Source organism: Nocardia sp. NPDC052112 (assembly GCF_040680135.1).
In the GTDB taxonomy this organism is placed as follows: Bacteria; Actinomycetota; Actinomycetes; order Mycobacteriales; family Mycobacteriaceae; genus Nocardia.
The window spans coordinates 114,870-128,924 of record NZ_JBFAWD010000016.1 but is presented as its reverse complement, the minus strand read 5'-3'; the positions used below and the strand labels follow the sequence as shown (position 1 = coordinate 128,924).

Below are 14,055 nucleotides of genomic sequence, written 5' to 3'. Positions count from 1 at the left end.
GTGGGAGTGATGGGCCGATGCGCGAGCGCGGGTGCCGCGATTGGCGCCGCTCAGGCCATTGCCGACACCACGGACGGAAGACGTCGTCGGCTCGATCTTCGCGGAGATCGGGACGGGGGTGGGGTCAGGGAATTGCCAGGGTACTCCCAGGGGTGGGCATGGTTTGGGGCGGTAGACTCCAGCTTGTCGATAGGGTCGGCTCACGGCGTGGTGAGTAAACGAAAGTTGCAGCACTGCACCAGTTCTCTTAGAAGATGTGGGGATATGACTAAGGGTTACGATGAGAGGCCGGTCACGCTGGCCCCTATTTTCCTAGCCAGCTTCGTACTATGGGTCGGTCGGAGTGTTCGGGACGTGGTGAGTCCGTCGAAGGGCGGGCAACAAGGGTTGGTCGTACCCGATCGGGATTTCCAACTCGAAGCCGTCTTCGATGCGCAGACTCCGGTCGTATTCCGTGGTGTCGCAACAACTTGGCCGGTATTCGAGGAATTTCAGCCGGAAGCACTGCGTGAGAAATACGGCAGCCAGAAAGTGGCCGCGCTGACCAGTACGACCAATGTGTTCACGCAGGAAACATCGCCGGTCGAGGTGCTCGAATACCGCGATGTCATGGAAGCCGTTTTCGACGAGCCGAAGCCGGGCAAGAACTACTACTCGCGTGCCGCCGCCGACCCGCAGCCGCTCGCCGATCAGCTGCCCTCGCGCGTCGGCACCCGGCAGCAGAGCTCGGCGGCGAGCAGTGTGTGGATCGGCCAGCAGGGCAATCTGACACCGCTGCACAATGATCCATGGCACGGCCTGCTGATTCAGTTGCACGGCCGCAAGCGGGTCCGGCTGTTTCCGCCGAACGAGTACCACAATGTGTACGGCCGGATACCGATGAATGTTTCGGCCCCCTACACCGGGCTCCCCGACGAGTTCGACCCGGATGTGCACAGCTTCGCGAAGCTGGGGGAGGCCTCCTACTACGACGTGGTCCTCGAGACCGGTGACATCCTCTACATCCCGATGTTCTGGTGGCACCAGGTCGAATCCGTGGATCCGGCGATCTCGTACGTCGCGCGCTATAACCCGAGCTACCTCGAGTTCATGAAGGCGGCCTTCTTCCCGATGGCGGTGCGTGGCGTGCTGCGCATTGTCGACGGCATCGTGGGCAGGTTCCGCAAGCGGAAGTGACATCCGGGATCGCGAGCTGCCGCGGGCGCATCGGATTCGCTGGTGGTGGGCGATGTTTTCGCCCTGGGCCGAGCTGACCAGGCCATGACTGATACCGAGTTGTCCGCGCCGTGGCGCGAACGCGATGTCAGAACGGTGACGGGAGGATGACCCCGCGTATCGGCGGCTTTCGGCACTCTCATCGAGCTCGGTGTGTGATGGCTCGGGTCAACGCATGAAGTTCCGGGGTGGCGAGCGCGGTGGGCAGGGCGTCGATCGCCGCTTGCATTCTCGCGTCGGCATGTGCCTGGGTCTGGTGCAAACCACCGGAGGTTGTGACGAGTTCGGTGGCGTATGTGATGTCCTCGGTGCTGAAGGGTTTACCGGACGCGTAGAGGTCTGCCAGTTCGGCTGCGGCGCGATGGCCGGTCTGCAGGGCCGCGATTACGGGCAGGGTTCGCTTGCGTCGTGCCAGGTCGTTGCCGACTGGTTTGCCGATTACCGCTGCGTCTCCGGTGATTCCGATGATGTCGTCGGTGAACTGGAATGCCATGCCCAGTTCGCGGCCGAAGGTGTCGTACGCGGAGACCAGGCCGACCCCGGCGCCCGCACAGAGTGCGCCGAGCGCGCAGGCGGCCCCCATCAGCGATCCGGTCTTGCCCATCACCATGTGCAGGTACTCGTCGACGTCGACGTGTTTGCGCGACTCGAAGGCGTAATCCTCGAATTGTCCCCGGCACAGCTCGATGGCGGCGTCCTCGAGCCGGGCCACCGCCTGGCCCACCGCGGGCGCAGGGACATCCAACACCATGCGAATCGCCGACGCGTGCAACGCATCTCCGAGTAGCAGGGCTGCGTCGCGGCCCCATACCTTCCACACGGTGGCGCGTCCGTGGCGGAGTTCGTCGGCGTCCATGACATCGTCGTGGATGAGGGTGAAATTGTGCATCAGCTCGATTGCGGCTGCCGCGGGCGCTGCCGCGGCTCGGTCGCCCCGGCAGGCGGCGGTCACAGCGAACACCAGTGCGGCCCGCAGTCCTTTACCTGATCGTCCGTCGATCGGTCGTTCCTGCGAGTCCCACCAGCCGAAGTGGTATCCGGCCATGAGTCGTATCGGTTGCGGCAGTTCGGATATCACACGCCGCAGCAGCGGGTCACACGCCGCGCGGGCCGTGGCCAGGATGCCGGTGGAGTGGGGGTCCGGGACTGTGGTCAGGGGCACCGTAGTCATCAGTCCGGTCTCGATTCTCGCTGGTGATCGGGAGGCTGCGGCCCATGGCCCGACTGCGGGCCGTGGACAGCCGGCGACCCGTTGTCTCGATCACGGGGAGTGTACTGCGCGCCGGAGTTCCCTGCCTGTTAGCTGATTGGCGACAGCGGTGAATTGGACCCGCCATCGGTTGGACCGGCGGGCCACCACACCGGTTGCGGGGCTTCTCGGCGACGACCTCGACCGGGGCCGGACTCGCACCGCCACGACGATTCGCACAGGTGAGCCCCAACAGCGTTGTGTCCGTGGGGAATGGGCTCTCGCTCGTCGAGCGCGCTACCGTCGAGCGCCCTACTATGTGTGATCACCGGCCGGGGGAGTACCCCGGCGTTCTTGTTACTTGGAGGAGGGCGCGATGCGCTCACCACGCACGGTGACCGGCCACGTCGATAATGTCGTGATCGTCGGCGCCGGCCTCGCCGGTCTGTCCGCCGCAATCCATCTCGCCGGCGCGGGGCGCTCGGTCACCGTCCTCGAGCAGAGTGCGCAACCGGGTGGCAAAGCGGGCGTGTTCACCGTCGGCGGGTACTCGTTCGACAATGGGCCGACCGTGCTCACCATGCCGGACCTCATAGCCGATACCTTCGCGGCTGTCGGCGAGAATATCGACGACCGACTCGAATTGCTCCCGGTACACCCGGCCTACCGGGCCCACTACAGCGACGGGTCGACGCTGGACGCACTCGCCGACCTCGATGCCATGGCCGAGGAGATCACCCGTGTCTGCGGCTCCCGTGAGGCAGAGGGCTATCGGCGATTCGTCTCGTTCCTGCAACGCCTGTATGCCTGTGAATTCACCGATTTCATCGATCGTAATATCGACGGGCCGTTCGACCTGTCGTTGCCGGCACTCGCCCGGCTCGTGGCGATGGGCGCGTTCCGGAACATGGACGCCAAAGTCCGTAAGTATCTTCGTGATCCGCGCACCATTCGCCTGTTCTCGTTCCAGGCGCTGTATGCGGGCGTCGCACCGCATCAAGCGCGCGCGCTCTACTCGATCATTTCCTACCTCGACACCCAAGCCGGGGTATTCCTGCCCAAAGGCGGAATGCACGCTCTGCCCGTCGCACTCGCGGACGCGGCGTCCGACCACGGCGTGCGCTTGCGCTACGACACCACCGTGGAGCGGATCGAGGTATCGCTGCACGGACGGGCGCGTGCGGTGATCACCGAAGGGGGAGAACGCATTCCGGCCGATGCCGTCATCGTGACCGTCGACCCGGCGCTGGCATTTCCCCGGCTTCTCGGCCGGGAGCCCCGCCGCCTGAGACGAATCAAATACTCGCCGTCGTGTTTCCTGCTGCTCGCGGGAGCCGCAGGGGGTGACACCGGCGGGCCGGTACCTGCCCACCACAACATCCATTTCGGTGACTCGTGGCGGCAGTGCTTCGACGAGATCATCCGGGACGGGGAGCTGATGAGCGACCCCGCCTTCCTGGTCAGCGTGCCCTCGGTCACCGACCCCGGGCTGGCGCCGGACGGTTGCCAGAGTTATTACGTGCTGTTCCCCACTCCCAATTCCGATACCGGGCATCAGGATTGGACCCGAGACGGGCCCCGCTATCGCGACCAGGTCATGAAAACACTGAACGAACACGGCTATACCGAGCTCGCGCAGCGTCCCCAATTCGAACACGTGCTCACACCGCACGATTGGCAACAACTCGACTGTCCGGCCGGTACCCCGTTCAGCGCCGCCCACACCATGCGCCAGACCGGCCCCTTCCGCACCGCCAATCTGGTCGGTGAGAACATCGTATTCGCCGGGGCGGGAACGCATCCCGGCGTTGGTGTGCCCATGGCCCTGATCAGCGGTCGGCTCGCGGCCCAGCGGATCACCGGACGGCCGGGGGCGCGGCCTCGGTCGGGAGTGCCTCGATGAACGCCACCGACCGCCGCCTCCTCGACGCTGCCGGAATCACCGACCCCGCGCTCCGCAATGCATATGCCCGCTGCCGCCGCCTGCACGCCCGGTACGGGCGCACGTATTATCTGGCGACCCTGCTGTTGCCGCCGTGGAAGCGGCCGTATGTGCATGCGCTCTATGGATTCGCCCGCTACGCCGACGAAATCGTCGACAGCGGGCCTGCCGACGCACGCGCGGCCGAATTCGAGGTCTGGTCCAAGCAGGTGCTCACCCAGCTCGCCGACGACGTCGAAGCCGACCCGGACGCCCCGGGCGCGGAGGTCACCACCGCGCTACGGCATACCTTGCGCCGCTGGAATATTCCGCTCGACACCGTCGGCGCCTTCCTCGATTCGATGGCCGCAGACCTCACCGTGACGGACTATCCGGCCTACGAGGATCTCGTCGGCTACATGTACGGCTCGGCCGCGGTCATCGGCCTGCAGATGGTGCCCATCCTCGGACCGCTGTGCGATGAGGCCTATCCCCGCGCGAGAGCCCTGGGCGAGGCCTTCCAACTCACCAACTTCATCCGCGATGTCGCCGAAGACCTCGAACGCGGCCGAGTCTATTTGCCGGGCGTGGATCTCGAGCAGTTCGGTGTCACCCGTGACGATCTCGCTCAGCCACGGGTCAACTCGGCAGTGCGCGAACTCCTGCGGTTCGAAATCGACCGCACCCGACGGATTTACGCATATGCCGTCGGCGGCATCCGAATGCTCGACCCCACCAGCCGTCCCTGCATAGAGGTCGCATATCGACTCTACGGCGGGATCCTGGAAGCGGTCGAGGACGCCGGGTACGAGGTGCTCGACCGTCGCGTGTCGGTGAGTCTTCCCACCCGGCTGCGGATCGCCTTGCCGGCGTATGCGCAGGCACGCGGGGCCTGGACCGGCAGCTCATGACCCGCGGGCAGATCGGGGAAGAGGTATGACGTATCTGCAATTCCTGGCGATCTTCGTGCCGCCTCCCCTGATCGGCGTCCTCGCGGTCACGAGATATACGCTGCGGCAATCCGATCGCCACCGCCCTTACCATGTCGGACTGCCGGTTCTCGCCCTGCTCGTGCTGGTGGCGTGGGTGTGGACGACGCCGTGGGACAGCTGGATCATCCACGTCGGAGTCTGGACGTATCCGGCGGGCCGGGTCGTCGCCACCCTCGCCCGGGTCCCCTTCGAGGAGTACCTGTTCATGGCGGGGCAGACCTGCCTTGTCGGGTTGTGGACGCTGTGGCAATCCAGCCGCGTCGACGGACTCGTACCGGCCAAGGATTACGGCGCCCGTCAACGTGTCGCGGCGGCTGTCGCATGGAGCGCGGCCGCCGGTGCCGGAGTTCTTGTCACCGTGACGAATTCGCACGGCCTCTACCTGGGTTCGATGCTGGTGTGGTTCGGTCCGCCGCTGGCTCTCCAGAGTGCGGTGGGAGCGGATCTGCTGCGAACATGGCGGGCCGTTCGGTTGCGGTCCTTGCTGCCGGTCGTCGGCTACCTGTGGGTCGCCGATCGGATCGCCATCGCCGCCGGAATCTGGCATATCTCGGCCGACTACACCGTCGGAATCACCATTCTGGGGCTTCCGGTCGAGGAAGCGGTGTTCTTCGCCGTCACGAGTCTGCTGGTCGTCAACGGTCTTGTGCTCGCCATCCATCCGGCGACGCCTGTGCGGCTGCGCGCGATTGGTCCGAAAAAGATTGTCCGTCAATAGATGTCGAAGCGAGAACAGCACATGACACAGACGAGCCCGTATTACCGGGGAGCGTGGGAGCCGGTGGACAAGGAGACCACCGCGTACGACCTGCCGGTGCGCGGCACGATTCCACCGCAACTCGACGGGCTGTTCGTGCGGATCGGTCCCAATCGGTTACCCGATGCCGGCCCGTCTCGCCAGATACTCGGTTTCCTCGACGACGGAATGTTGCACGGAGTGCGTGTGGCCGACGGCAACGCCGAGTGGTATCGCAGCCGGTGGGTCCGGTCCAAGACCGTGACGAAGTCCCTTGGCGGAGTTCGCCCGCCAGGGCCGCCGCGTCGCGTGTGGAACGATGCGGTGAACACCCATGTGGTCGCCCATGGCGGCAGTCTGCTGGCGCTGGTCGAGGGCGGATGTGTCCCCGCGCGGCTGTCGACCACGCTGGACACCGTCGAGTACACGAACTTCGGCGGGACGCTGCCGCACGGATTCACCGCGCATCCCAAGCGCGATCCGGTCACCGGGGAGTTGTTCGCGATCGCGTACAACCCGATTCTGCCCTACGCCGAATATCTGATCGTCGACACGAACTGCCGGGTCCGCAAGGTGGAGCGCATAGACGTGCCGAAACGGCCGATGATGCACGATTTCGCGCTCACCGAGAACCATATCGTGGTACTCGACCTCCCGGTGGTATTCAAGCCGACGCGGATAATTCTGGGACGGGTGCCCTATTGCTGGGAGCCCAAGCACACCAGCCGTTTCGGTGTATTGCCGCGCGAGGGACGGGGACAGGAGATTCGATGGTTCGAGGTGGCCGCGGGTTTCGTTTTCCACATTGTCAACGCCTACGAGACCGGCCGGAAAGTGACTGTCGAAGCCATGCGGTACGACCGCATGTTCGACGCCGCCCCGCCCAATCCGATCGCGCGGGGAGCCGTCTATTGGCGCTGGGTGCTCGACCTGGACACCGGCACGGTCACCGAATCCCAGCTCGACGACCGCTACGAGGAGTTGCCGTCCCTGGATGACAGGCAGGTGGGCAGGCGGCATCGGTACGTGTACTCCGCCCTGTTCCGCCCCCGGGACCGCTACGACGCGGACGGATTCAGCGTCCCGGTCATGCTCGTGCAGCGTGACCTGGACACCGATGCCGTGCTCACCCACGACTTCGGCGCGGGAATGGTGCCCAGCCAGCCGGTATTCGTGCCCGACGGGCCGCAGGAAGGACAGGGCTGGGTCCTGAGCTACGTCTACGACACAGCGCGTGATGGCAGCGATCTGGTCATCCTCGATGCCCGCGACTTCGCCGGCCCGCCGGTCGCTGTCGTGTCCCTGCCCCATCGGGTGCCATCGGGGTTCCACGGCAGCTGGGTGGCCGCCGCGGACCTCGACGCCATCGACGATCTCACCGGCACAAGGCGCGATACCTGATTCGACCCGTCACCGCCGGCCGAACCGGGGTGTCCGGCCGCGCCGCAGATCACGCAGGACCAGGTTGGCTGCGCTGCGGCCGCTCGCTCCGGACACTCCGCCACCGGGATGGGTGGAGGCGCCGGTGAGGTAAAGTCCGGGCGCGCCGGGAACCCGTTGCCCCGACATCTCCGGCAGTGGCCGCCAGAAGAACATCTGGTCCAGCGACATTTCCACGTGCATCACATTGCCGCCGCGCAATCCCATCTCCCGCTCGAGGTCGGCAGGTGTCTGCACGAACCTCTCCCGCACCGAGGCGGCGAAACCCGGTGCGAGCGCGTCGACTTCGCCGATGATGCGATCACCTTCGCGGTCGGCGTGCGCGGACCAGTCGCTGCCGTCGGCCAGCCGGTACGGATGCCACTGCGCCCACAGCGACAGCTGATGCTGCCCGGCCGGCGCGATCGACGGGTCGAGCGCGCTGAAGCTCATCGCCAGCACCGCCGGTCGCGGCGGCAGGTCGCCGGCCAGCGCGGCGCCGTGCGCCTGCCGCAGTTGCCGCCGGTCGGTTACCAGCAGCTGCAGTCCATGCGCCGACTCCGCGGTCGAGGCGCCGGGATAGGCGGGCAGGGCGTCGGTGGCCGCCCGGACCACCATGCCGATGCCGGGCCCGACCCGGATGCGGCGGCGCCAGCCGTCCAGCGTGCCGGCATCGAATCCGCCGTTTTCCAGCAGGTCCAGCGTGGTGAGGATGTGGGCACCCGCGATTACGATGCGGGCGTGCAGGTTTCGTCCGGACGCCGTGCGCACCTGCCAGCCGTCGCCGTCGCGCCGTAGCTCGGTGACCGCGTCGCCGGCCGAGACAGTCCCGCCATCGGACTTCAGGCGCGCGACCAGCGCCGCGCTGAGCGCGCCGCTGCCGCCCACCGCGCGCCCCGGCGGCAGGGTGTGCATGAGCGCCGCGAACCCGACCATCGGCGCGGTGCCCGGTTCCGACATCGGCGGTCCCGACTGCGCACCGAACCAAGCCAGGGCCGCCTTGAGCCGCTCGTCGTCGAACGTGCTGTCCAGCAATGCATCACCGGTCTGCAGGAAATCTCGCGACATGGCGGCGCCACCGCGAACCGTGCCGTCGGCGCCGCGGATGTCCAGTCGCCAGAATGCGCGCAGGAGCCCACCGGGACCCGGCCGGTTGGAGAATGACCGCATCAGCTGCCGGCTGCGCGGGCCCCATATCCGGACGAATCGGCGATACGCGTCGGCGTCCCGTGCACCGCAGGCGGCTTCGATCGACGCGCAGGTGCGATCCAGATCGCGATAGAACACGATCGGCGGTTGCTCGCTCCCAGCCGGCGCTGGTGCGAAAGCCCAAGGGTCACAGTCGATATAACGTAAGCCGAAGCGAGGCAGGTCCAGGTCCTCGATGATCCCTGTGTGTCGGACCATCAGGTGCGCCGACGAGCCCCGATCGACCAGATGTCCCGGGAACCGCTCCACGGTCGACACCGCGCCGCCCAGCACCTCGTCCCGCTCGAGCACCTCCACCCGCTGCCCGGCCCGAGCGAGATAGCACGCTGCTACCAGTGCGTTGTGGCCGGAGCCGACGATCAGGACGCTCATCGGCCCGGCACCGCCTGCGGCAGCGGCCGGTGGTGCCCCAGCTGCTCGGCGTCGTCTAGGCAGTGGTAAACCGTTGTCGGGGCAATGCCGTCATCGATCGCGAGCATGTCAGGTGGATTCCTCGGGTATTGGGACGAGTCGGCGAACTCGGGAGGCAGTCAGGCTGGATTTCTACCACAAACAGTCGGATATCGATCGGCCCAACGAAATTTGCATTCTGCTCTCCCTCGGCCAGCACCGACGCCGACCCCGCACGCAACCGCGCAACTCCGCGTTCAGCGTCTTCAGCGGGACACCAGAGCCGATGGCCGTCTCCACTTTTCGAACGCTCTACCTTCAGGATCGGTTGAGCTGCGGGCTTTCCGGAATCGGGTATCGCGGCGCTGTGCCAGGATAGGGACGGTAATAGCTCGGGTACGGTGTGTGCGCTTCTATCGGCGTGCGGCGTGCAGATGAGGGAGATTGCGGCGACGTGACGAGACCTGACGGCGAAGTCCCCGGCAACAAGTCGAACGAAGAGCCGACCCCGAATCCCGAGCAGCGCGCGTCCGCACCGGATGGCGACGCGGAGTTCATGGCCGAGTTCATAAAGGCCTTCGAGGCGGCCGACGACCCCACCGAGGACGATATCGAGGACGCCCCCGATATCGGCTTCACCCTCGACGATCCGGTGGACGTCGCCGAGCAGGCCAAACAGCTCATGCACCGCATCGCCCGCGCACTCGCGGCCGCCGGCCCACCGGGCTGGCGTCGCCTGGACGCGGTTTTCGCGATGACCACGAGCACCGAAATCGGGTTGGTGACCTTCGCCGATGACGAGCAGCGCGAGGCACGGGTCCAGCCGGGTGACGATGTGGTCGAGCTGGTCCGCGAACAGCGGCATCTTTCGGCTCAATTGCGCGATGGCCCCTGGTGGCGGCTGTCGATCGAATTGGCGAGCACCGGTGAGATCGAGGTCGACTACGACTACGGTGACGAGCCCTTCCCGGACGATCAGCTATTCCTTCCCGAGGTCTATCTCGCCGATTTGCAGGCGTATCCGCGTGACCGGTTGCCGGTCTGGCTCGCGGCCTATATCGGCCACGGTGACCGGCAATCGCGTCCGGCCGCCGCGGCGGCCGTGCGGGCACGGGCGGACCGGGACGCGGGCGTGCGTCCGGTGCGCTCCGAGCGGGACTTTCCGGCCTTCCCGGTGCTGTCGGCCCGCTGGGCGGTCATCGCATCCGCTTTCGTGGCTGCGGGATCACCGTGGGGGCCAAGGGTTTTGCCTGCTCTCGGTTGGTTCGAAGGCGCGAAACGCAGCGGGTCGACACTGTATGCCCTGCCGGGTGGTCGCGCGGTGCTGTCCGGTGGCGTGTGGAATGCGCCCGAACTCGATGCTGTCTACAACGGTGGGACGCCGATGCCAGGGCTGTATGCCGGTGCCCCGGAGTGGGTCGCCAACCCGGTGTTGAATCCGCGCGCGGCCAGCGGTTTGTTGACGTTCTGCTATTGGTGGGACGGCGGTCGGTGGTATCGCGGCGAGTCGCCGACCGCGGACCGGATCAGCGAGGCGGTCCCCGGTATCTGGACCTCCGATACGGTGGCCGGTGTGGTCGCGGGCCTGGTCGCCGAGCAGCCGACCGATAGGCAGCGCGCTGCGGTGGCGAATCTGGTGACGGCCGCGGAAATCGGTGTGGTCACCGGCGATACGCTCGTCGAGGTCTTCGGCGACGACGGCACCTTCGATATCGACAGCGCCCTCTATCAGCTCACACTGGCCGGGGTGACGATCACCTCGCCGGAGCCGATCTCGCGGGAAGCCGCGATCGCCCAGGTCCGCCAGTTCATTCTGGATCAGAATCTGGACACCACCGGCTATCCGCTGGAAAATCTGGGCGCGGACCGGATCAGCGTCGGCTGGATGGTGTACGTGCCGACCGAACCCGGCGAGATCTCGATCGGGCGCGCGATCTTCTACGTCGCGGATGACGGTGTGCTGGAACAATCTTCGTCATCGGTGGCGCCGTCGGTCTTCGCCGCGGAGTTCGAGCAGCGCTTCCAGCAGCGGCACGGTTCGGTGCAGAGCTAGGATCCGTCGGTGCGCCACCGATAGCCGAAGCCGCGGATGGTGATGATCAAACCGGGCCGGTCGAGTTTCGCGCGCAATCCGGCCATATGCACATCGAGTGCTCGCGATACCGAGGCGGATGAGTCGCCCCAGATGCGATCCATCAGCTCTTGTCTGCTGACGGCGGTATCGGGGCGCTCGGCGAGGATCCGAACCAGCTGAAACTCCTTGTGGGTGAGCATGATCGGCACTCCGGCCACCTCGACCTGCCGAGCCGTCAGATCCACCCGGACATCGTGGGAGACGACGGCTTCCACGGACGAGGTGTGGATCACGACGCGACGGGTCACCGTCTCCAGCCGCGCGACCAGCTCCGCGATGCGCGGCGGTTTCACCAGATAGTCGTCCGCGCCGGAGCGCAGCGCGAGCACCACGCTGCGTTCAGCGGCCCGTGCCGTGAGGATCAGCACCGGAACCGAGCTGACTTCGCGCAGCCGCCGCAACACCTCCAACCCGTCCATATCCGGTAGTCCGAGATCGAGGATTACCGCGTCGTAGTCGCGGTGCGTGCGTAGTAGATCGGCGCCGCGGCGCTTGCGGTCGACGACGTAGCCCCGAGCGGTGAGCGCGACCCGCAGCGCCTCGCCGACGCCGTCATCGTCTTCCACCAGCACAAGCCGCACGCGCCGATCCTTGCAAAGCGAAGGTTCGGCGCGCAGGCGTTTTGCCGATAGCCGTGTTCAGCGCACTGGCACCTCGGCGTCGGCCGCGGGTTCCACCTTCATCGCGGAGTTCTTCGAGGTCTCGCGCATGAAGTAGTAGATCGTCAACGAGATCGCGATACAGATCGCGCCGTACCAGAAGTACAGCGATTCGTGATTCGCCTTCTTCAGCGCCAGCGCGATGGTCTCGGCGGTGCCGCCGAAGGTCGCGACGGTCAACGCATGCGGCAGGCCGATGCCGAGTGCCCTGATCCGGGTCGGGAAGAGTTCGGCCTTCACGATGGCATTGATCGAGGTGTAGCCGGTCAGTAGCTGTGCGGTGGGATCACCCTTGGGGAAGAAGCTGTGCGCGAAGTACACGCTGAATGCCGCGTAGACATACCAGTCGTACCACTCGGCGAGATTGCCGAGCGAGCCACGCAACACGTTGGCGATGACCCTGCGCTCGCCCGCGGGTTGTGTCGCAGTCATTGTGAATCTCCTTCTGGCGCCGCACCAACCGCCGTAAAAGGTGACTGTGCGCGCGGCCGCAACGCATTGCCGGGGGTCCGCCGATGTTCTGACCGTCCCTTCGGAAAAAAGTCCGCACCGAATTCGGCGGTGGAAATTTCGACAAGATGCGCAGGTCGGAGGCGGGATCGAATTCTTAACAGTCTCTTTAGCTAGTCGCCATCGGTAAGGGGATGCGGGTGTCGATCCGCGTGCCAGTATCGGAAATGACACCGATGGCGACCATGTGCCCGGCACTCGAAACAACAGTGCGCGATCGGTGAATCGGCTGTGTTGGAACAGGAACGAGAGCAATGACTCGAACGTCGCGTAGCGATTCCGTCGGGGGTATTGGTCAGGCGACGGGTGGGGGCGACGAACAGATCGGCGGCACTAGTACCGTCGTCGCGCACCCGGCCGACCGGTACGCCGAACCGTTGGTTTCGCGCATCGCGAGCGAGTTGGGTGAACTCGGACCACTCGGCTGGCAGCGTCTGCACGCGGTATTCGCACTGACCGTGACCGTCGAGTCGGCGCGCGTCGAGTTCACCGGTGCGCAGCGGCCGGTACGCCTGGAAGTGCCCGAGTCGGTGGTCGCGCTGGTGCGGCGGTATCGTGCCGACACCGCCGCGTCGGGCACCGAGCCGTGGTGGCGACTGTTGTTGCGGGCCAACGCATATGGTGACGTCGAGGTCGACTACGACTACGGCGACGAGCCGTTCCCGGCCGATCAGCTCTTCCGCCCGGAGGCGTATCGGGCCGATGTGGCGGCGTATCCGCGGCCGCGACTGCCGGTGTGGTTGGCGGCCTACATGGGACACCGCGACCGGCAGTGTCGCCGTCCGCGCCGCGCCGTGGCCGCCGCCCTCGTCGACCGCGCGCACGGGGTGACCGCGCGGCCGGTGGATCCGGAACTGCCGGCCTTCCCGCAGCTGTGGGCGCGTTGGGCGATGATTTCGGCGGCGCACGTCGCCGTTTCGTCGGACCGCGGACCGCGCGTCGTGCCGTCGAACGGCTGGTTCGAGAGCGGCGGGAACGGCAGCAGCGGCTCTACGCTGTACGCCGTGCCGGGCGGTCGCGCCGTCCTGTCCGGCGGAGTGTGGGACGCTCCGGCATTGAACGCGGCCTACAACGGCGGCATCGATCTGCCGAATCTCTATGCGGGAGCACCGGATTGGGTGACCAATGCGGTGCTGAGTCCACGCGCGGCCGTCGGCTTGCTCTCGTTCTGCTACTGGTGGGACGGCCAGCGGTGGTATTGCGGGGAGTCGCCCTCGGTACAGCAGTGCGGTGTGGCGATGCCGGAGATCTGGCAGTCGCACACCGTGATCGAGACGGTGGCCCGGTTACTGTCGGGGGATCCGGGCACCCGATCGCGAAGCGCGGTGGCGCGCTTGCTGACCGCCGCGGAGCACGGTGAGATCGCCGGAGAGCTGCTGGTGGACACCTTCGGCCACGAGGCCGATCTCGAAGCCGCGACGCGTCAGCTGTCGGCGGCCGGATTGTTCACGCCCCGACCGAATCGAATCCATGCTGCGAACCGGTGGCCGGAGCCGGTATGCACGAGCATGCCGGGATTTCACCTTTCGGACGGCAGACGTCCATTCGATGATCGAATTGTGCGCTAGCTCTGGGGCGGCGGAGGGATTCAGATCTTGCTCGGCATATCGAACGCCCGAATCGAAACGCTGCAGAGCTATTCGCGAGGCGTGACCGATCATCGGTGCCGCGCGCTGGGGCG

The 14,055-nt window shown here is 66.3% G+C and carries 10 protein-coding genes and 1 pseudogene; 7 read left to right on the top strand and 4 right to left on the bottom strand.

Annotation, left to right across the window (positions count from 1 at the left end; translation table 11 throughout):
- The first annotated feature begins 354 nt into the window (after positions 1 to 354).
- On the top strand, positions 355 to 1,176 hold the full coding sequence (locus tag AB0L58_RS28150; protein ID WP_364390943.1) for a cupin-like domain-containing protein: 822 nt from the start codon (positions 355 to 357) through the stop codon (positions 1,174 to 1,176).
- A 178-nt stretch (positions 1,177 to 1,354) separates the two neighbouring features.
- On the opposite strand, the gene AB0L58_RS28145 is transcribed toward AB0L58_RS28150, so the two are convergent.
- Entirely contained in the window at positions 1,355 to 2,386 is a 1,032-nt protein-coding gene (locus AB0L58_RS28145; protein WP_364390941.1) for a polyprenyl synthetase family protein, read from the bottom strand.
- A 394-nt stretch (positions 2,387 to 2,780) separates the two neighbouring features.
- Here AB0L58_RS28145 and crtI point away from each other — a divergent pair, with 394 nt between their 5' ends.
- Genes crtI through AB0L58_RS28125 form a run of 4 tightly spaced genes read left to right on the top strand, consistent with a single transcriptional unit; the run spans position 2,781 to position 7,454 of the window.
- The gene (gene crtI, locus AB0L58_RS28140) at positions 2,781 to 4,307 is read left to right on the top strand and encodes a phytoene desaturase family protein (RefSeq protein ID WP_364390939.1); all 1,527 of its coding nucleotides are present in this window, start codon (positions 2,781 to 2,783) and stop codon (positions 4,305 to 4,307) included.
- A complete protein-coding gene (locus tag AB0L58_RS28135) occupies positions 4,304 to 5,236 on the top strand; it encodes a phytoene/squalene synthase family protein (protein ID WP_364390937.1) in 933 nt (310 codons plus the stop codon). Before crtI ends, AB0L58_RS28135 begins: the two co-directional genes overlap by 4 nt.
- Positions 5,237 to 5,261: 25 nt before the next feature.
- Positions 5,262 to 6,035 (top strand): lycopene cyclase domain-containing protein, encoded by a 774-nt coding sequence (locus AB0L58_RS28130; protein WP_364390935.1) that lies wholly within the window; start codon positions 5,262 to 5,264, stop codon positions 6,033 to 6,035.
- A 21-nt stretch (positions 6,036 to 6,056) separates the two neighbouring features.
- Positions 6,057 to 7,454, top strand: coding sequence for a carotenoid oxygenase family protein (locus AB0L58_RS28125; RefSeq protein WP_364390933.1), 1,398 nt, complete (start codon positions 6,057 to 6,059; stop codon positions 7,452 to 7,454).
- A 9-nt stretch (positions 7,455 to 7,463) separates the two neighbouring features.
- On the opposite strand, the gene AB0L58_RS28120 is transcribed toward AB0L58_RS28125, so the two are convergent.
- Positions 7,464 to 9,053: an NAD(P)/FAD-dependent oxidoreductase gene (locus AB0L58_RS28120; RefSeq protein WP_364390931.1), complete on the bottom strand. Its 1,590-nt coding sequence runs from the start codon at positions 9,051 to 9,053 to the stop codon at positions 7,464 to 7,466.
- 472 nt (positions 9,054 to 9,525) lie between these two features.
- On the opposite strand from AB0L58_RS28120, the gene AB0L58_RS28115 reads away from it, so the two are divergent.
- Complete coding sequence (locus AB0L58_RS28115; RefSeq protein ID WP_364390929.1) at positions 9,526 to 11,124, top strand: hypothetical protein; 1,599 nt, start codon at positions 9,526 to 9,528, stop codon at positions 11,122 to 11,124.
- On the opposite strand, the gene AB0L58_RS28110 is transcribed toward AB0L58_RS28115, so the two are convergent.
- The gene (locus AB0L58_RS28110; protein WP_364390927.1) at positions 11,121 to 11,786 is read right to left on the bottom strand and encodes a response regulator transcription factor; all 666 of its coding nucleotides are present in this window, start codon (positions 11,784 to 11,786) and stop codon (positions 11,121 to 11,123) included. The two genes, AB0L58_RS28115 and AB0L58_RS28110, sit on opposite strands and share 4 nt — an antisense overlap.
- 57 nt (positions 11,787 to 11,843) lie before the next feature.
- Positions 11,844 to 12,134 (bottom strand): annotated as a pseudogene (locus AB0L58_RS28105) (alpha-ketoglutarate transporter); the annotation flags it as partial.
- A 494-nt stretch (positions 12,135 to 12,628) separates the two neighbouring features.
- On the opposite strand from AB0L58_RS28105, the gene AB0L58_RS28100 reads away from it, so the two are divergent.
- Positions 12,629 to 13,942: a hypothetical protein gene (locus tag AB0L58_RS28100; RefSeq protein ID WP_364390925.1), complete on the top strand. Its 1,314-nt coding sequence runs from the start codon at positions 12,629 to 12,631 to the stop codon at positions 13,940 to 13,942.
- Positions 13,943 to 14,055 lie beyond the last annotated feature (113 nt).

Excerpts from the sequence above, each read along its gene's own strand:
- AB0L58_RS28145 (WP_364390941.1), bottom strand. The coding sequence starts at position 2,386 with ATGACTACGGTGCCCCTGACCACAGTCCCGGACCCCCACTCCACCGGC.
- crtI (WP_364390939.1), top strand. The coding sequence starts at position 2,781 with ATGCGCTCACCACGCACGGTGACCGGCCACGTCGATAATGTCGTGATC.
- AB0L58_RS28135 (WP_364390937.1), top strand. The coding sequence starts at position 4,304 with ATGAACGCCACCGACCGCCGCCTCCTCGACGCTGCCGGAATCACCGAC.
- AB0L58_RS28130 (WP_364390935.1), top strand. The coding sequence starts at position 5,262 with ATGACGTATCTGCAATTCCTGGCGATCTTCGTGCCGCCTCCCCTGATC.
- AB0L58_RS28125 (WP_364390933.1), top strand. The coding sequence starts at position 6,057 with ATGACACAGACGAGCCCGTATTACCGGGGAGCGTGGGAGCCGGTGGAC.
- AB0L58_RS28120 (WP_364390931.1), bottom strand. The coding sequence starts at position 9,053 with ATGAGCGTCCTGATCGTCGGCTCCGGCCACAACGCACTGGTAGCAGCG.
- AB0L58_RS28100 (WP_364390925.1), top strand. The coding sequence starts at position 12,629 with ATGACTCGAACGTCGCGTAGCGATTCCGTCGGGGGTATTGGTCAGGCG.